Source organism: Paraburkholderia sp. SIMBA_030 (assembly GCF_046535245.1).
Taxonomy (GTDB): Bacteria; Pseudomonadota; Gammaproteobacteria; order Burkholderiales; family Burkholderiaceae; genus Paraburkholderia.
The window spans coordinates 678,417-696,484 of the sequence record NZ_JAWRXB010000001.1 but is presented as its reverse complement, the minus strand read 5'-3'; the positions used below and the strand labels follow the sequence as shown (position 1 = coordinate 696,484).

At 62.2% G+C, this 18,068-nt stretch carries 11 protein-coding genes, 1 tRNA gene and 1 pseudogene; 7 read left to right on the top strand and 6 right to left on the bottom strand.

From position 1 onward, the window contains the following. Positions 1 to 983: transposase (locus SB772_RS03080; protein WP_410831798.1), on the top strand; the 983-nt coding region annotated here is incomplete at its 5' end. 511 nt (positions 984 to 1,494) lie between these two features. Here SB772_RS03080 and SB772_RS03075 read toward each other — a convergent pair. Then, the gene (locus SB772_RS03075) at positions 1,495 to 1,908 is read right to left on the bottom strand and encodes an ISAs1 family transposase (RefSeq protein WP_410831819.1); all 414 of its coding nucleotides are present in this window, start codon (positions 1,906 to 1,908) and stop codon (positions 1,495 to 1,497) included. Between the two features lie 794 nt (positions 1,909 to 2,702). Here SB772_RS03075 and SB772_RS03070 point away from each other — a divergent pair. Both SB772_RS03070 and SB772_RS03065 read left to right on the top strand, forming a co-directional pair. Further along, positions 2,703 to 2,990 (top strand): hypothetical protein, encoded by a 288-nt coding sequence (locus tag SB772_RS03070; protein WP_115105025.1) that lies wholly within the window; start codon positions 2,703 to 2,705, stop codon positions 2,988 to 2,990. Between the two features lie 91 nt (positions 2,991 to 3,081). Continuing rightward, positions 3,082 to 3,158, top strand: a tRNA-Met gene (locus tag SB772_RS03065). 75 nt (positions 3,159 to 3,233) lie between these two features. On the opposite strand, the pseudogene SB772_RS03060 reads toward SB772_RS03065, so the two are convergent. Beyond that, positions 3,234 to 3,933: pseudogene (locus SB772_RS03060) on the bottom strand (aspartate/glutamate racemase family protein). Positions 3,934 to 4,137: 204 nt separating this feature from the next. Here SB772_RS03060 and SB772_RS03055 point away from each other — a divergent pair. Then, complete coding sequence (locus SB772_RS03055) at positions 4,138 to 5,430, top strand: amidohydrolase family protein (protein ID WP_410831797.1); 1,293 nt, start codon at positions 4,138 to 4,140, stop codon at positions 5,428 to 5,430. 45 nt (positions 5,431 to 5,475) lie between these two features. On the opposite strand, the gene SB772_RS03050 is transcribed toward SB772_RS03055, so the two are convergent. Continuing rightward, positions 5,476 to 7,584 carry a M3 family metallopeptidase gene (locus tag SB772_RS03050; protein ID WP_410831796.1) on the bottom strand — a complete coding sequence of 703 codons (2,109 nt, stop codon included), beginning with the start codon at positions 7,582 to 7,584 and terminating at the stop codon, positions 5,476 to 5,478. A 341-nt stretch (positions 7,585 to 7,925) separates the two neighbouring features. On the opposite strand from SB772_RS03050, the gene SB772_RS03045 reads away from it, so the two are divergent. Continuing rightward, complete coding sequence (locus tag SB772_RS03045; protein ID WP_410831795.1) at positions 7,926 to 9,041, top strand: acyltransferase family protein; 1,116 nt, start codon at positions 7,926 to 7,928, stop codon at positions 9,039 to 9,041. A 5-nt stretch (positions 9,042 to 9,046) separates the two neighbouring features. Here the strand turns inward: SB772_RS03045 and folD are convergent, their stop codons facing one another. The 3 genes from folD to fixL all read right to left on the bottom strand — a co-directional run bounded on the left by folD (position 9,047) and on the right by fixL (position 13,305). Further along, positions 9,047 to 9,904 (bottom strand): bifunctional methylenetetrahydrofolate dehydrogenase/methenyltetrahydrofolate cyclohydrolase FolD, encoded by an 858-nt coding sequence (gene folD, locus SB772_RS03040; RefSeq protein ID WP_410831794.1) that lies wholly within the window; start codon positions 9,902 to 9,904, stop codon positions 9,047 to 9,049. Positions 9,905 to 10,147: 243 nt separating this feature from the next. Then, positions 10,148 to 10,792, bottom strand: coding sequence for an oxygen response regulator transcription factor FixJ (gene fixJ, locus SB772_RS03035; RefSeq protein ID WP_410831793.1), 645 nt, complete (start codon positions 10,790 to 10,792; stop codon positions 10,148 to 10,150). Further along, complete coding sequence (gene fixL / locus SB772_RS03030; RefSeq protein ID WP_410831818.1) at positions 10,789 to 13,305, bottom strand: oxygen sensor histidine kinase FixL; 2,517 nt, start codon at positions 13,303 to 13,305, stop codon at positions 10,789 to 10,791. The genes fixJ and fixL overlap by 4 nt, the downstream gene beginning before the upstream one ends. Before the next feature lie 276 nt (positions 13,306 to 13,581). On the opposite strand from fixL, the gene aceE reads away from it, so the two are divergent. Then, complete coding sequence (aceE, locus tag SB772_RS03025; protein ID WP_410831792.1) at positions 13,582 to 16,278, top strand: pyruvate dehydrogenase (acetyl-transferring), homodimeric type; 2,697 nt, start codon at positions 13,582 to 13,584, stop codon at positions 16,276 to 16,278. 86 nt (positions 16,279 to 16,364) lie between these two features. Beyond that, positions 16,365 to 18,020 (top strand): dihydrolipoyllysine-residue acetyltransferase, encoded by a 1,656-nt coding sequence (gene aceF, locus SB772_RS03020; protein WP_410831791.1) that lies wholly within the window; start codon positions 16,365 to 16,367, stop codon positions 18,018 to 18,020. Positions 18,021 to 18,068 lie beyond the last annotated feature (48 nt).

Here is an 18,068-nt window from a genome sequence, read left to right as displayed (position 1 = left end):
CCGGCTTCGTGCCACCCGCTGATATTCGGCGGTTGCAGGACTACCTGCGCCTGCGCGCCGAACATGTAGCAGCTGCGGCCGCCTGTGTGCAACTGATGCAAAAAGCCCTCGACCGCATGAATATCAAGCTGCACGATGTCATATCGTCACTGGCCGGCGTCAGCGGTATGGCGGTAGTACGCGCGATCGTGGCCGGCGAGCGCTCCCCTGAGGCACTGGTAGCCCTGTGCGATGTGCAGATCCGGCGAAAAAAGGAACAGGCCGTCATCGAATCCCTGCGCGGCACGTGGGCTGACGAGCACATCTTCGCACTAGACCAGGCATTGCAATCCTGGGATCACTATCAGAAACTCATCGCCGATTGCGACAGGCGCATCACTGCGATACTGCCGCCGTATGATGAGACCCAGCCGCCACTGCCCAGGTCCACCAAACAAACCGGCGTCAACGCCCCGGAAATTTCCAGGCTGCGTGAGATACTCGCACAGATGTGCGGCGGACGGGATCTGACGAAGCTGCCCGCACTGTCCCAGTACGGCGTGCTGCAACTTATCGGCGAAGTGGGCACCGATCTAAGCGTCTGGCCAACTGAAAAACACTTCACCTCCTGGGCGGGACTGGCACCGGGCCACAACGATAGTGGCAAACGAAAAAAACGTGTAAGCCGCAGCCGCAACCGGACGGGACAACTGTTTTGCATGATGGCCCAGAGCCTGGTTCGCAGCAGGGATATTGGGCTGGGTGGTTTTTACCGCCGGCTCGCTGCCCGCCGTGGCGGCCTGGTGGCGACCAAGGCACTCGCACGAAAACTGGCTGGGTGGTTCTGGCGCGTGATGGTCAAGGGCGATGACTACGTTGAAAAAGGACTCGCGCGCTATGAGGAACAGGTTCGCAAAACCAAGGAACAAGCTCTCAAGCGGCTTGCAAAAGAACTAGGACGCCAACTCGCTCCGCTCCCAACCACTGATGCTATGCCATCCTGAAAAGACCGAATGTGGAGGGTTCATGGAAAGGGGCATCATAAGATCTCCGTCATGACCTAGCATCAACTGGCGCGTTGTGTTGCCGCTAAAGCCGAAGGCCAAGTGTATTTGTGCCTCGCCAAGGCGAGCGACGGATGCTTGGAAGCCAAGACATTCGAACGGATACGCTTCCCATACCTCACCCTGCCGCATGGAGTGCAGTCGGTAGATTTCGGCGTCAAGGGCCGACACAAATAACGCCAGCCCTGCCGTTCCCGCGTGTTGGTTACCCACCCACAGAGTTTCCGCTGGTTCGCCAGCCTTACCGGGCCGTAGCAGGGCAGTTAAACCAAATGGCGCAATGTAACGGGTGAGAATTTTTCCTGCGGGGACTTGTGTGGAGTTAAACATTGGCAAGAGGAGATATGGGTCCAAGCGGAACCCATTCTTGCCTCTCGATAGGAGTAACGTCGATAGGATAAATCTGAATTTGACATAGTTCATACTTTCGGACAGGGAAATTGCATGAAGCTCATAGGCCCAGCAGGCCGGCGCGATATTGATCGTTGGCGCAGGCCTTGAGGCGGCGGATCGTCCCGCTTTTGTTTGTATCGCGTTTGAGCAGATTCATGGCGATACGGCGCAGGATGACGAAGTTCTGCACCGCATTCTCGACTCTCGCACGGCACTGGTCTTCGCCAAAGGCCATGTCGAGCACCCAGTGCATGCTGTTCTCAATGCGCCAGTGCGAGCGTATGGCATGGGCGATCCTGCTCGCATTGGCGGGCAGGATGCTGATGTGGTAACGCCGCTCAGTCGAGGCGGCTCCGGCGATTTCGCGCGTCGCCTCGACCATGACGACCGAACGCAGTCCCGGCCAGCGCCCGTCCACCTTGCCGGGCCAGCGTGAGGAGATGTCCTGGGCCACACAGCGCCGCGTCTCGATGGGGCCGCTGGCCGAGAAGCGACTTCAGCTTGATGCCGAAGGTGGGATTGGTCTGAATGATCTTCCTACCAGCCGCATGGTCGAAGAACTGCGTCATCGTCGTAAGCATCCGCTTGCAGATGGTCCACGAGCGCTTGAAGTTTTCGATGACGAAGACTATGTCGGAGGGTGTGATCTTGCGGACCTCCAGCGATCCGAGGCTGGGGCGCACGATTTTGTCGATGTCTCAGGTGCGGTAGTAGACAGGCAGCAAGCCCAGCTACCTGCTTCTCCAGGTAGTCGTCGCAGAGTTGGTTGACCGTCGATGCCTCAGACGTACGCGTCTTCTCGACCTTCTTGTCGGCCGCGGGGTCTTCACCGTTGTCGATGGCCACGCGCTGCGCCGCTGCCAGGGTCAGATCGGGGTAGTTCCCCCAAAGTCAGTTCGCGGCGCTACCAGAAAATCATGCGATACAGTGAAACGTCATGAAACACTACGAACCACAAAGCCCTGCTGCGTGGGGTTTTGGCGGATTATCGTGAACGTTGTGAATCACCAAAAACCCTGTATTGAGATCGCAGGTGGCGATTCGCATATCGTTCGGTAAATTGTGTTTGCCAGCCGGCGAGAGAGTGCCGGTTAGCCGGTTTCAGCGCTGTAATCGCCGCTATCATGCACCGGTTTGCAAATTCAGATCCAGCGCAGTGCAGCAAAGCCGCTAATCCGGCAGCCACGACAGCCCCAAAATATTTACTCGTGCGCCACATGCCGCAGCGTATAGTGGGACCACACTCACGCGCATCGGAGATGCATCATGGCCGAATTTTATCCAGCCCTTTATAAGGACTTCGAAGTGCATCCGCTGGTGTTTTCGCGGGAGTTCGACAAGTTCGACGGCCACAAGCGTCACGCCGAAGGTTACGACGTCGCGGTGCGTGTCTGCCGTCCGGGCGCAATCAGCGGTTCGAAGGCGAGCCGTGTGTTCCGGCTCGTGTTGCCGGCTACTTTCTCCGATTTCGGCGTCGCCAAACGCAGCGCAAGCCAGTACGGCGCGGACATCATCGACGGCAAAGTGGAAGGCGCAACAGTCTCCGATCTTTGAGCGCGCAGGCGCACTGTCTGCGTCGTTCGAAATAATTTCGCACGATTGTTTGACGCTTCGCGAACATCTCTATACAATCCGGTTTCTCTGACGCGGGGTGGAGCAGTCTGGCAGCTCGTCGGGCTCATAACCCGAAGGTCACAGGTTCAAATCCTGTCCCCGCAACCAAGCATTGTTGAAAGCCCGCTGGCGCAAGCCACGCGGGCTTTTTAATTTCCGACACCGCTTACGTTGCTGTGCCGCTCACTCGGAATCGATCGCCCATTCCACCGCCGCTTGTGCATGCAGCGCGGTCGTATCGAACACCGGCAGCGCCGAATCCTCCGGCTTGATCAGCAACGTGATTTCGGTGCAGCCGAGAATCACCGCCTGCGCGCCGCGCGCGGCAAGCCCTTCGATCACGCGTTGATACACCGCACGCGAGGCGCCATCCACGTTGCCGTGACATAGCTCGTCGTAAATAATGCGGTGCACGTCCGCGCGTTCGGCTTCATCGGGAATCAGCGTGTCGAGGCCGTAGCGCTCGCGCAGACGCCCCGTGTAAAAGGTCTGCTCCATCCGTATAGCGCGTGCCGAGCAGGCCCACACGCTCGATACCGGCGGCGCGCAGCGCAGTGCCGGTCGGATCGGCGATATGCAGAAACGGCACCTTGATTGCCTGTTCGATCGCTTCATACACGCGGTGCATCGTGTTGGTCGCCAGCATCACGAGATCGGCGCCGCCTCGTTCGAGGTGGCGCGCGGCATCGGCCATCTGTTCGCCGAGCGCGGCCCAGTCGCCGGCGCGCTGGTTCGCTTCGATTGGCGCGAAGTCGACCGTCAGCATCAGGCTGCGTGCGTTGTGATGGCCGCCAAGACGCGTCTTCGCGTGGCGATTCATGAGCCGGTAATACTCGGCGGACGATTCCCAACTCATCCCGCCGATCACGCCGATCGTCTTCATGTGTTTGCTCCGTTGGTCGGTGACGTGCGCCACTGCGCGTCGAAGTCGAACGCCGAGTATAGGCGGGTGGCAGCGCGTGCAGCCGGTACGGATTCGCAACTGCGCGCCGGTACGGCGCCGTGATAAAACGCCGCCACGCGCATTCTGACGCCGATAGAATCGATATCGGTCAAAGAGGTCGAAAAGGCTTAAAGGGAGCGATACATGGATCTGATCATTCGCCGCGCAATGCTGCCGCCTGGCGCCGCACCGCGGCAAAAGCAGCCGGTCGACATCGGCATCGAAGCGGGCCGCATCGTCGCTGTCGAGTCGAATCTGGCTGCGGCCGCGCGCGAAGAAATCGACGCAGCCGGCTTGCTCGTCACACCGCCGTTCGTCGATCCGCATTTCCACATGGACGCGACGCTGTCGTACGGACTGCCGCGCGTGAACGCGTCCGGTACGTTACTGGAAGGCATCGCGCTGTGGGGTGAGCTCAAACCGGACCTGACGCAGGAAGCGCTGATCGAGCGCGCGTTGCGGTACTGCGACTGGGCAGTCGCGCGCGGTTTGCTCGCGATCCGCAGTCATGTGGATGTGTGCGATCCGCGTCTGCTCGCGGTCGAGGCGCTGGTCGAAGTGAAGCGTCGCGTCGCGCCGTATCTCGACTTGCAACTGGTCGCGTTTCCGCAGGATGGCCTCTTGCGCAGTGCCGGCGCATTCGAGAATCTCAAGCGTGCAATCGCGATGGGCGTCGACGTGGTCGGCGGGATTCCGCATTTCGAGCGCACGATGGCCGACGGCGCTCGGTCCGTGCGCCTGTTGTGTGAATACGCGGCGGAGCAGGGCTTGCGCGTCGACATGCATTGCGATGAATCTGACGACCCGATGTCGCGCCACATCGAAACGCTCGCGGCCGAAACCCATCGGCTCGGCTTGCATGGACGCGTGACCGGCTCGCATCTGACCTCGATGCATTCGATGGACAACTACTACGTCAGCAAGCTATTGCCGCTGATGCGCGAGTCGGGCGTCGCCGCGATCGCCAATCCGCTGATCAACATCACGTTGCAGGGCCGCAGCGATACCTATCCGAAACGGCGCGGCATGACGCGCGTGCCCGAGATGATGGCGGCGGGCATCAACGTCGCGTTCGGTCACGATTGCGTGATGGACCCGTGGTACAGCCTTGGCTCCGGCGACATGCTCGAAGTCGCGCACATGGGCTTGCACGTGGCGCAGATGACGGGTGTCGAGGGCACGCATGCGTGTTTCGATGCGGTCACGGTGAACGCCGCGCGCATTCTCGGCCTTGAAGGCTACGGCGTCGCGCCGGGCTGCGCGGCGAATCTCGTGCTGCTCGACGCACGCGATCCGGTCGAAGCGATCCGCTTGCGCGCCGCGCGGCTCGCCGTGGTGAGCCGCGGCAAGGTGGTGAGCCGCGCGCCTGCTGCACGCGCGGCGCTGTCGCTCGAAGGGCGTCCCTCGCACGTGGACTTCAAACTGCACCGCGGTTAGCCGCAGCGCTGACTAGCGGATCCATCCCGCCAACGCTTCAACTCATCAATGCGCCGCCGCCGGCGTCATGCCGTTGTGCCGCAACAGCGCGTCGATATTCGGCTCGCGGCCGCGGAACGCCTTGAACGATTCCATTGCCGGGCGGCTGCCGCCCACTTCCAGAATCTCCTTGCGATAACGCATGCCGGTTGCCGCATCGAGCACGCTGCCGCTGGCCGCTTGCGCCGCTTCTTCGAAGGCGGCATACGCATCGGCGGACAAGACTTCGGCCCACTTGTAGCTGTAGTAGCCGGCCGCATAACCGCCCGCGAAAATATGGCTGAACGTATTCGGCCAACGCGAAAACTCGGCTTGCGGCACCACATGGAAGCGCTCGTTGATCTCGCGGGCCAGATCGGTGGCGTTCTTCGTACCGGACGTATCGAAATCGAGGTGCAGTTGCATGTCGAACATCGAGAACACGATCTGCCGCAGCGTGCCGAGACCGCTCTGGAAGTTCTTCGCCGCCAGCATCTTGTCGAACAGATCGCGCGGCAGCGGCCTGGCGGTTTCGACGTGCGAGGTCATGTCGCTCAACACGTCCCACTCCCAGCAGAAGTTTTCCATGAATTGCGACGGCAACTCGACCGCGTCCCACTCGACGCCGTTGATGCCCGACACGCCCAGTTCGTCGACGCGCGTGAGCATGTGATGCAGACCGTGGCCGAACTCGTGGAACAGCGTGATCACTTCGTCATGCGTGAAGCAGGCGGGCTTGCCGCCGACCGGCGCCGAGAAGTTGCAGGTCAGATAGGCGACCGGCGTTTGCACGCCACCATTCGTGTGCTTGTGACGGCCGCGCGCATCGTCCATCCAGGCACCGCCGCGTTTGCCTTCGCGTGCATACAGGTCGAGATAGAACTGCGCGACGAGGCCGCCGTCCTGATTCTCGACGCGGAAAAAGCGCACGTCCGGATGCCACACGGCCGCTTCGTCGCGACGCATGCGCACGCCGAACAGCGTCTCGGTCACCTTGAAGAGGCCCTTGAACACCGCGTCTTCCGGGAAGTACTGTTTGACTTCGTTCTCGGAGAACGAATAGCGATTCTGACGCAGACGTTCGGCGGCGAACGTCATGTCCCACGGTTGCAGCTCGGTCATGCCCAGCTCGTTCGCGGCGAATTCGCGCAGTTCCTTCCAATCCTGTTCTGCATGCGGACGCGCGCGCGTGGCGAGGTCTTCGAGGAAGGTCATCACTTGCGCGGGCGACTCGGCCATCTTCGGCGCGAGCGACACTTCGGCGAAGTTGTTGAAGCCGAGCATGTGCGCCTCTTCGGCGCGCAGCTTCAGCTGTTCGGCGAGGACCGCCGTGTTGTCCCATTCCGGTTTGCCGCTGCCGTATTGCGGGCCGAGTTCGGATGCACGCGTCACATAGGCGCGGTACATCGCTTCGCGCATCGGACGATTTTCCGAGTACTGCATGACCGGGAAATACGAGGGGAAGTGCAGCGTGAATTTATAGCCGGTCTTGCCGTCGCGTTCGGCGGCTTCTTTCGCGGCTTCGATCACGTCTTCGGGCAGGCCGGCCAGTTCGGCGTCATTGCCGGCTTCGACGAGATACGCGTAGGCGTTGGTCGCATCGAGCACGTGATCCGAAAACGCCTTCGACAAGGCTGCCTGGCGCTCCTGCAATTCGGCGAAATGCGGTTTCTGGTCTTCCGGCAACTCCGCGCCGGACAAACGGAAGTCGCGAAGCGCATTGCTGAGGATTTTCTTGCGCTCGCCGGTTAGCGATGCGAAATCGCCGCTCGCGTTGATCGATTTGTACTTCTCGTACAGCGCGAGATTCTGTCCGACGCTCGACCAGAATTCGGTCACGCGCGGCAAATTTTCGCCGTACACGGCACGCAGCTCCGGTGTATCGGCGACTGCATTCAAATGGCCGACCACGCTCCAGGCACGCGAGAGCGGCTCAGTGGCGCGCTCGACCGGCTCGACCACGTCGGCCCATGAAGCGGGCGTAATCGGCTGGGCGGCGCGTTCGACCGCGGCGCTCGCATCGGCAAGCAGCACGTCGAGGGCGGGTGTGACGTGTTCGGGGCGGATCTCGCCAAAGCGCGGCAGGCCGGAGAAATCGAGGAGCGGATTGTCGTGTGTCGAGCGGGTAGTGGACATAAGGCTTCCTGTCTGACGCGTGTGAACGGGTAATCTCGGTGAATCGACGCAGTGAATCGGCTGGCACGCTGACAACCCAGGCGCGCCCGGTATAGCCATTATTGGGGCGGGGCGCGCCGATTCCAATCCGTCGACAGACAAATTATCAGATGTCGCGGCGCTGTGCGCGGGCGCGAGGTGCCGCGCGGGTGCTCGCGCGCTGCTTTGGTGCCGCTTGTTTGTCGTTTATGCGTGCGGAATTGGCCGCTTCACTTTGTGCGAAAGCGAACGGTGAAAATTGCTGCTGCGCCGCATTGTGGAGAGCCGCCGTCCGTCAGCGGCGTTCTCTGCAAGAGGTATCGATGAATCCGCTTTCGCATGCTCTATCGCGCAACGGCAACAATTTCGACCTCGTGCGGCTTCTCGCCGCCGTCGCCGTGGTGTACGGCCATTCGTACCTGCTGCAGGCTCCTGACGGCATGACCGATTGGGTCCGGAACGCGCTCGGTTTCGACGGTTTCGGGGCGCTCGGCGTCTATGCGTTCTTTCTGCTGAGCGGCATGCTGGTGACCGTCAGCTTCGACCGGCAACGCTCGGTGCCGCGCTTCGTCGCGTTGCGCATCGCGCGCCTGTGGCCGGCGGTGGCGGGCGGCTCGCTGGTGACGGTGCTGCTGATTGGACCGCTCTTCACGACACTGCCGTTGCGCGATTATTTCGCCTCCGGCGTGACATGGGCTAACCTGGACAACTTCTCGACCATCGTGCTGAAAACCGGCTGGGTGCTGCCCGGCGTGTTCGAGCACAACCGGTTCAGATTCGATGTCTGCGCGCCGCTGTGGACGCTGCCGCTCGAGGTGCGCTGCTATCTGATCGTGCTCGTGACCGGCATGCTGGGCTTGCTGTCGGGCCCGCGCGGCGTCGTGCTGGCCGTGGCGCTCGGTTGCGCGGCGTTCGTCTTGCGCGTGCATGCGCCGCATTGGCAGGTCGGGTTGCGTGATTTCAGTGAAACGCCCGGTGGCTATTCGTTCTGGCCGGAGCCGTTTTTCATGGTCGGAATGCTGCTGTACGGCTGGCGTGAGCGGATCGACATCAACGGGCTGATGGCCTTCGCGCTGCTGATGGTCTTTCTCGTGTTCCGCGATACGGCCGGCGCACAGCCGCTGTTTTATCTGGCCTTTGTGTACGGCGTGCTGTGGATGGGCACGACGCCACTTCTGCGCCGCTTCGTGCCGCGCCACGATTACTCGTATGGGATCTATCTGTATGGCTTCATGATGCAGCAATGCGTCGCGAGTATCGCGCCGCACTTGAGTCATGTGACGGCCGTGCTGATTGCCGCGCCGTTTATCCTGCTGTGCGCGGCGCTGTCCTGGCACTTCGTTGAACGGCCGGTTCTGAAGTGGTGCCGGCGGCGTCTCGCGCGTTCAGATGTGCCGAGCGGCGCGGGCCTTTCTCCACGTGATCACGTCGCGCATTGAGCATGTCAAGCTTTCGCGGCTGCACGTTCGGCGGCTTCGATCGTGTTGACGAGCAGCATTGTGATGGTCATCGGACCGACACCGCCCGGCACCGGCGTGATGTAGCCGGCCACGTCCTTGACGCCGGCAAAATCGACGTCGCCGCACAGCTTGCCGGCCTCGTCGCGATTCATGCCGACGTCGATCACGGCCGCGCCCGGTTTCACCATGTCCGCCGTGAGAATGTTGCGCAAGCCGGTAGCGGCGACCACCACGTCGGCGTGACGGGTATGAGCGCCCAGGTCGCGCGTCTTGCTATGGCAGATCGTGACGGTCGCACCGGCTGCGAGCAGCAGCAGCGCCATCGGCTTGCCGACAATGTTCGAGCGGCCGATCACCACCGCGTTTGCGCCTTGCAGCGGAATTTCGTAGGCGGCCAGCATCTTCACCACGCCGTACGGCGTGCACGGACGGAACAGCGGCTGGCCGGTCATCAGCGCGCCGGCATTGGCGACGTGAAAACCGTCGACATCCTTTTCCGGGGCGATCGCCTCGATCACCTTGTGGCTGTCGATATGCGGCGGCAACGGTAGTTGCACCAGAATGCCGTGGATGCGCGGATCGCGGTTCAGTTCGTCGATGCGCGCGAGCAGGTCGGCTTCCGGCAAATCGGCCGGATAACGATCGAACGACGAGCCGAGGCCGTTGTCGTTACACGCCTTGACCTTGTTGCGCACATACACTTCGCTGGCCGGATTATCGCCGACCAGCACCACGGCGAGGCCAGGCTGATGCCCGCGGGCGGTGAGGGCGGCCGCGCGCGTGGCGACTTCGGCGCGCAGGGTCTTGGAAAGGGCTAGGCCGTCGATCAGTTTGGCAGTCATGGTCGGTCGAGATGGGCGGTTTGGAAAGCGGGACGGCGCGGGCGCGCTGGCGCGCAGCACGCTCGCCGGCGCTTTTCCGCGAACCTGTCGGTTCTGGAAAAGCGCGCGGCGCGAATCGGAAAGACGCGCGCCGCTGCGAAGTCCAACATTATAGCGGCGCCGCCCTCGCGTGCCGCGCGCCCTCGCCGCCGCCTGAAGCTTATTGCCGGCCGGCAAACCACCGCCGGCCCTGCGCTTATTGCACTATTGCGTTTGCTGTGGCTTGTTCGACAACGCGAGGCGCAGCAGATCGGCGACCGTGTTGACGTTGAGCTTTTCCATGATGTTCGCGCGGTGTGCTTCGACCGTTTTGATGCTGATGCCGAGATCGTCGGCAATCTGCTTGTTCAGGCGGCCGGCGATGATGCGCTCGAGCACCTGATGCTCACGCGCGGTCAGCTTGCCCAGTCGCTCGGCGGCAGCGCGCTGTTGCTGCACGCTGCTGCTTTCGCTGCGCGCCTTATCGAGCATGCGCTCGACCAGCTTGCGCAACTCGGCTTCGTCGAACGGCTTTTCGATGAAGTCCATCGCGCCTTTTTTCATCGTCGACACGGCCATCGGCACGTCGCCGTGACCCGTCACGAAGATGATCGGCAGCGACGCGTTGTCGACGATCAGGCGTTCCTGCAATTCGAGCCCGCTCATGCCGGACATCCGTACATCGAGAATCAGACACGCGATCTGGCCCGGATGCTGATGCGGCTGCCATGCGTCGATGAACTGCTCGGCGCTGGAGAAGCATTGCACGCGGTAGCCGTTCGCCTCCAGCAGCCAGCGCAGCGAATCTCGCACGGCCTCGTCGTCGTCGACGACAAAGACTGTTTCCTGTGTGGTGACTGGGGTGTTCATAGCTCTCCCGTAACGGTTTGTGGTGTCGGCGCCTCTGACCCGCCGTTGCTCGGGCCGTCAGGCTCTCCAATAGGCAGACTGCAATGGAACGTGGCGCCTATGATGTGGCCGTCGGACTCGACGTTGTTGACCACCCACAGGCGACCCCGGTGCGATTCGATAATCGAACGGCAGATGTTCAGCCCCATGCCCATACCATCGGACTTGGTGCTGTAAAACGGTTCGAACAGCCGCTCGGCCGTCGCTTCGTCGACGCCCGGCCCCTGGTCGACGACGCTGATGCAAACAAACCCGCCTTCCAGCCGCACGACCACGCGAATCACGGGATCGACCGCGTTCGGGCGCGCGTCGTGCATGGCCTCGGCGCCGTTCTTCAGCAGGTTGACCAGCACCTGCTCGATCAGCACCGGATCGACATAGATGACCGGCAGGCGCGAGCGCAGATCGGTGACGATGCGAATGCGCCGCTTGCGTGCCTCGAGTTCGGCGAGACCCACCGCGTCCGCGACGATATCGGCCACGCGCGTCGCCTGCCGTTTCGGCTCGCTGCGTTTGACGAATTCGCGAATGCGCTTGATGATCATGCCGGCCCGCACTGCCTGCTGAGCGGTTTTTTCAAGTACGGGCAGCAGGTTGTCCGGGGTCGTTCGACCGGATTTAACCAGCGCTACGGTTCCTGAGCAATAGTTATTGATCGCGGCGAGCGGCTGGTTCAGTTCGTGCGCGAGCGAAGAGGCCATTTCGCCCATCGTCATCAGACGGCTGGTGAACTGTAGTTTCTCGTCCTGCTGACGCGAGAGTTCCTGAGCCTGCTTGCGCGTGGTGATGTCGGTAGCGATCTGCATCTGCGCGAGGTGGCCGTCCACCCACTGAATGTACTGGCGGCGCACTTCGAACCATTTCTGAATGCTTTGCACGTAGACTTCCTGCGCGTCGGCGGTGCTTTCGGTCAACGCGGCGGCGGGCAGGCCTGCGTATGCATCCACCATATCGATCGAATCGGACGACGCCTGTGCGCTGTCGAACCCGCCGCCCGCCAACTCCAGGTGACCGTCCGGACGGATGCCGAACAGGTGCCGGTAATAGCGGTTGGCGAACAGCAGTTCGGCCTCGTCGGCGGCCAGCACCGAGACGGCGGCGTCGAGACTTTCGAGCACGGTGGTGAAGCGCTCGTGCGCGGCCGCGAGTTCCTCGCGCGCGCGTTTCGGCTCGGTGATGTCGGTCATCGACGACATCCAGCCGGTCTGGCGGCCCGAGCTGTCGATCAGCGGGGACACGTACAGCCGCGCGTGGAATAACGAACCGTCTTTGCGGCGCACCCGCAGTTCGAAACCCGAGGAGGGCGCCTTGCCGCGCAGCGTCATGTCGAGCTGGCGTTGCATTTCGGGGTAAGCGTCGCGTGGCCAGTAGGCGAACGGCGCGTGCTTGCCCACCAGATCGCTTTCATCCCAGCCGGTCATACGGCAAAACGCCGGATTGACGTGGGTAATGCGCCCATGCATATCGAGCACGCGCATGCCGATCAAAACCGAGTTTTCCATGGCGCGCCGGAAGAACGCTTCGGCGTATAGCGCCTGCTGCGCTTCGAAGCGTTGCCGGGTGTGTTTCCACAGGCTCCACAGACTCCACAACACGAAGCACGACAAGCCGGCCACCAGCCACACCAGCGTGTTGTTGGTGAAGTTGGTCATCTGCGGGAACGCGTAGACGCGCACCGAGACGCCCTGGCCCGGCGGGTCCAGCGGCAGGTCGTAGAACATGTCGCGCGGCAGGCGCGGGCGGGTCGACGTGGTGGTCAACTCGCGGTTGTTCACGTCGACGATCGAGATTTTGTATTTGGCCGACAACTCGGGCGGAATGTCGTGCTTCAGGATCCCTTCTATCGAGAACACGGCGGCAATCGTGCCGAGGAAGTCGCGCTCGCGGTACACCGGCGTCTGCAGCGTGATATAGCCGTTGTGGAGGTCGTCGTAAATGAGCGGGGAGTACACCTGGCGGCGCGTGTTGCGCGCCTCGGCGAACGCGGCCTTGACGGCCTCGTCCATTTGCGAGTCGTTCGGTTTGGCGAGCCGCTGGCCGAACACCGGCAGCGCGGTATTGGGCCAGCGCGGCAGCTGCTGGCTCGTGTACCAGTTCATGTAGAGGATCTCGGGATGCCCCTGCATGATGTCCGTGGTGGACACCTGAAACGAATGCGGATCGGCGTGGCCGGCGGCGAGATCGCGGGCGAGCGCCTGGATCTGTTCCTGCGCGCCCGTCATGGACAGGCGGATCTGCTGCTGCGCCCATGCGACGTTACGGTAGAGCGTGTCTTCCTGCTGCTGCTGTTCGCGCCGGTTCAGGCTCCACAGAATCAGGCTCATGACGACCAGAAAGACCAGGATCGACAGAAGCGGCGTGAGCAAATAGGAGTTCGACCACCATGGTCCATGGTGCCAGCGGGAGGACGGCGTCGAATCCGTCGGCGAACCGGCGGTGCGCGCCGAGCGTGCGAAAAGCCGTTCGGTCAACATGCGTGGCATTGTAGCGCAGCGTGTCACTAGCAAATGGCGCAAAAAAGCGCTGAAAGTGGCGTTAATCGGCGCAAACTAGCCGACGTATCCGTGGATCGGCAGTCAGATCAGGGTGCGCCGCAACAATTTTCCGCATTATGAGAAGTGATCTCGTAATTTGAAAATCTTGTTGCGCGGACGTCGGGACCCTCATTACAATCGGCCGAAAGCTGCCGCGGCCGTGCGTCGTCCGCGTCGTCTGTCCAAAGAGCGTTCCTCTACATTCAGGAGACGAGCATGTCCGCTGTACCCGACGAAGTCATGAAATATGTCGCCGCCGAGAAAGACGACGATCCCCAGGAAACCGGCGAATGGCTGGAAGCGCTGGATGGCGTGATTTCTGCTGTGGGCCCTGACCGCGCTCACTACCTCATCGAGAAACAGATCGAATTCGCCCGCGTGCACGGCGAACACCTGCCGTTCTCCGCCAACACCCCGTACATCAACACGATTCCCGTGTCGCGTCAGGCGCCGATCCCCGGCGACCAGGACCTCGAACACCGCATCCGCTCGTACACGCGCTGGAACGCCATCGCCATGGTGCTGCGCGCGGGCAAGGACACCAACGTCGGCGGCCACATCGCCTCGTTCGCGTCGGCCGCCACGCTGTATGACGTCGGCTACAACCACTTCTGGCACGCAGCCTCGGACAAGCATGGCGGCGACCTCGTGTTCGTACAAGGCCACTCGTCGCCGGGCGTCTACTCGCGCGCGTTCCTGCTCGGCCGTCTGACCGAAAACCAGCTCGACAACTTCCGTCAGGAAGTGGGCGGCGAGGGCATCTCGTCGTATCCGCACCCGTGGCTGATGCCGGACTTCTGGCAGTTCCCGACCGTCTCGATGGGCCTCGGCCCGATCATGGCGATCTATCAGGCCCGCTTCATGAAGTACATGCAGGCGCGCGGCATCACGAAGACCGAAGGCCGCAAGGTCTGGGCCTTCCTTGGCGACGGCGAAACGGATGAACCGGAATCGCTCGGCGCAATCGGCATGGCCGGCCGCGAACGTCTCGACAACCTGGTGTTCGTGATCAACTGTAACCTGCAGCGCCTCGACGGTCCGGTGCGCGGTAACGGCAAGATCATCCAGGAACTCGAAAGCGAATTCCGCGGCGCCGGCTGGAACGTCATCAAGGTGATCTGGGGCAGCCGCTGGGATGCGCTGTTCCAGCGCGACAAGTCGGGCGCGCTGATGCGCCGGATGATGGAAGTTGTGGACGGCGAGTACCAGACGTACAAGTCGGAATCGGGAGCATTCGTCCGCGAGCACTTCTTCAATACGCCGGAACTGAAGGCGCTGGTCGCCGACTGGTCCGACGAAGACGTGTGGAACCTGAATCGCGGCGGCCACGATCCGCATAAGATCTATGCAGCGTTCACCGAAGCCACGAATGCCAAGGGCCAGCCGACCGTCATCCTCGCCAAGACGATCAAGGGCTACGGCATGGGCGAAGCCGGCCAGGCGATGAACATCACCCACCAGCAAAAGAAGATGCAGGTGGAGCAACTGAAGAAGTTCCGCGACCAGTTCCGTCTGCCGATTGCCGACGAAGACCTCGTCAACGTGCCGTACCTCAAGTTCGAAGAAGGTTCGAAGGAACTCGAGTACATGCGCGCTCGCCGTCAGGACCTCGGTGGTTATCTGCCGGCGCGCCGTCAGAAGGCCGAGTCGTTGCCGGTGCCGGATCTGGCTGCATTCGAACCGCTGCTCAAGGGCACGGGCGAAGGCCGCGAGATCTCCACGACGATGGCGTTCGTGCGGATCCTGAACATCCTGCTGAAAGACAAGGTGCTCGGTAAGCGCGTCGTGCCGATTGTGCCGGACGAATCGCGCACCTTCGGTATGGAAGGCCTGTTCCGTCAGATCGGTATCTGGAATCAGGACGGCCAGAAGTACGTGCCGGAAGATTCCGACCAGTTGATGTTCTACCGCGAATCGGAAACCGGTCAGATCCTGCAGGAAGGCATCAACGAAGCCGGCGGCATGTCGGACTGGATCGCAGCCGCGACGTCGTACTCGACGCACGGCGAGATCATGATCCCGTTCTATATTTTCTACTCGATGTTCGGCTTCCAGCGCATCGGCGATCTGGCCTGGGCGGCGGGCGACATGCGTTCGCGCGGCTTCCTGCTGGGCGGCACCGCAGGCCGCACGACGCTGAACGGTGAAGGTCTGCAACACGAAGACGGCCACTCGCTGCTGTGGGCGGCTTCGGTGCCGAACTGCATCAGCTATGACCCGACCTTCGGTTACGAACTCGCGGTCATCATGCAAGACGGTCTGCGCCGCATGGTGCAGGACCAGGAAGACGTGTACTACTACGTCACGGTGATGAACGAAAACTACGAGCACCCGGCGATTCCGCAGGGCGATGCTGTGGCGGCCGACATCATCAAGGGCATGTACTCGTTCAGGAAGACCGAGGCCGACGGGAAGGCGCCGCGCGTGCAACTGATGGGCGCGGGCACGATCTTCAACGAAGTGATCGCCGCCGCCGACCTGCTGAAGAACGACTGGGGCGTGGCCGCCGATCTCTGGAGCGTGCCGAGCTTCACCGAACTCGCGCGCGAAGGCCACGAAGTGCAGCGCTGGAACCTGCTGCACCCGACCGAAGAGAAGAAGCTCTCGCACGTCGAGAAGCTCCTGAAGGACGCACAAGGTCCGGTGATCGCCTCGACCGACTACGTGCGTGCGCTGACCGAGCAGATCCGCGCGTTCGTGCCGCAGAAGTTTGTCGTGCTGGGCACGGACGGCTACGGCCGTTCGGACACGCGTGAAAAGCTGCGCCACTTCTTCGAAGTCGACCGCTACTGGGTCACGGTTGCCGCGTTGAATGCACTGGCAGATGAAGGCACGATCGAACGCAAGGTCGTTGCCGAGGCGCTCAAGAAGTACAACCTTGATCCCGCCAAACCCAACCCGATGACCGTCTAAGGCATCTTTCCCCGTGTGCCACGGCGTGCGCGCCTGCCCCTGATCGACAGGGGCAGGCTGCGTGCGCGGCCCAGGAGACACTAACAATGAGTCAAGCGATCGAAGTCAAGGTGCCGGACATCGGCGATTACAAGGACATCCCTGTGATCGAGGTGCTGGTGAAGGCGGGTGATACCGTCGAGAAAGAGCAGTCGCTCGTGACGCTGGAGTCCGACAAGGCGACCATGGACGTGCCGAGTTCGGCGGCCGGCGTCGTCAAGGAAGTGAAGGTCAAGGTTGGCGATAACGTGTCGGAAGGCTCGTTGATCGTCGTGCTGGATGGGGCAGCAGGCGGTGCCGCTGCTTCGCCGGCGCCTGCCGCCGCGCCAGCGCCCGCGCCGGCCGCGGCCCCGGCCCCGGCAGCAGCGCCTGCACCGGCTGCAAGCGGTGGCGGTCTGCAAGAAGTCAAGGTGCCGGATATCGGCGACTACAAAGACATTCCCGTGATCGAAGTCGCGGTGAAGGTCGGCGATCGCGTCGAGAAAGAGCAGTCGCTGGTGACGCTCGAATCCGACAAGGCGACCATGGACGTGCCGAGCTCGGCCGCCGGCGTCGTCAAGGAACTGAAGGTCAAGGTGGGCGATACCGTGTCGGAAGGCTCGGTGATCGTCGTGGTGGAAGCCGAGGGCGGTGCTGCTGCACCGGCTCCTGCCGCCGCGCCGAAGCAGGAGGCGCTGGAGAAGCCGTCGGATGCGCCGGCTGTACCGTCGCCCGCTCCGGCGTCGCCGTCGGCGCTTGCACAAGCGCCGCTGATTCCGGCCGGCGAGGGCGGGACACGGCATGCAAGCCATGCGTCGCCGTCCGTGCGCAAGTTCGCGCGCGAACTCGGCGTCGACGTGACGCAAGTGCAGGGCACGGGTCCGAAGGGCCGTATTACGCAAGCAGACGTGACCGCCTTCATCAAGGGCGTGATGACCGGCCAACGCGCGGCACCGGCGGGCGCTGCGCCGGCTGCGGCTGGTGGCGGCGAGTTGAACCTGCTGCCGTGGCCGAAGGTCGACTTCACCAAATTCGGTCCGGTCGTTCCGAAGCCGTTGTCGCGCATCAAGAAGATTTCGGGCGCGAACCTGCATCGCAACTGGGTCATGATTCCGCACGTCACGAACAACGACGAAGCGGACATCACCGACCTCGAAGCGCTGCGCGTGCAGTTGAACAAGGAAAACGAAAAGGCCGGCGTGAAGATCACGATGCTGGCGTTCGTGATCAAGGCTGTCGTATCCGCCCTGAAGCAGTTCCCGACGTTCAATGCCAGCCTCGACGGCGATAACCTCGTGTTCAAGCAGTACTTCCACATCGGGTTTGCCGCCGATACGCCGAATGGTCTGGTCGTACCGGTGATTCGCGATGCGGACAAGAAGGGGTTGATCGATATCGCGAAGGAAATGGCCGAGCTTTCCAAGGCTGCGCGGGATGGCAAGCTGAAGCCGGATCAGATGCAAGGCGGGTGCTTCTCGATTTCGTCATTGGGTGGGATTGGCGGCACGAACTTTACGCCGATCATCAATGCGCCTGAAGTCGCCATTCTCGGGTTGTCGCGTGGCTCGATGAAGCCGGTTTGGGATGGCAAGCAGTTTGTTCCGCGTCTGATCCTGCCGATGTCGTTGTCGTATGACCATCGCGTGATCGATGGCGCTGCGGCCGCGCGGTTCAATGCTTATCTGAGTTCGATTCTTGCCGATTTTCGGCGTGTGATTCTTTGATCTTTTGATGATTGCCTGTGGCGCGGGTTGCTTTCTTTCTTTGTTGTT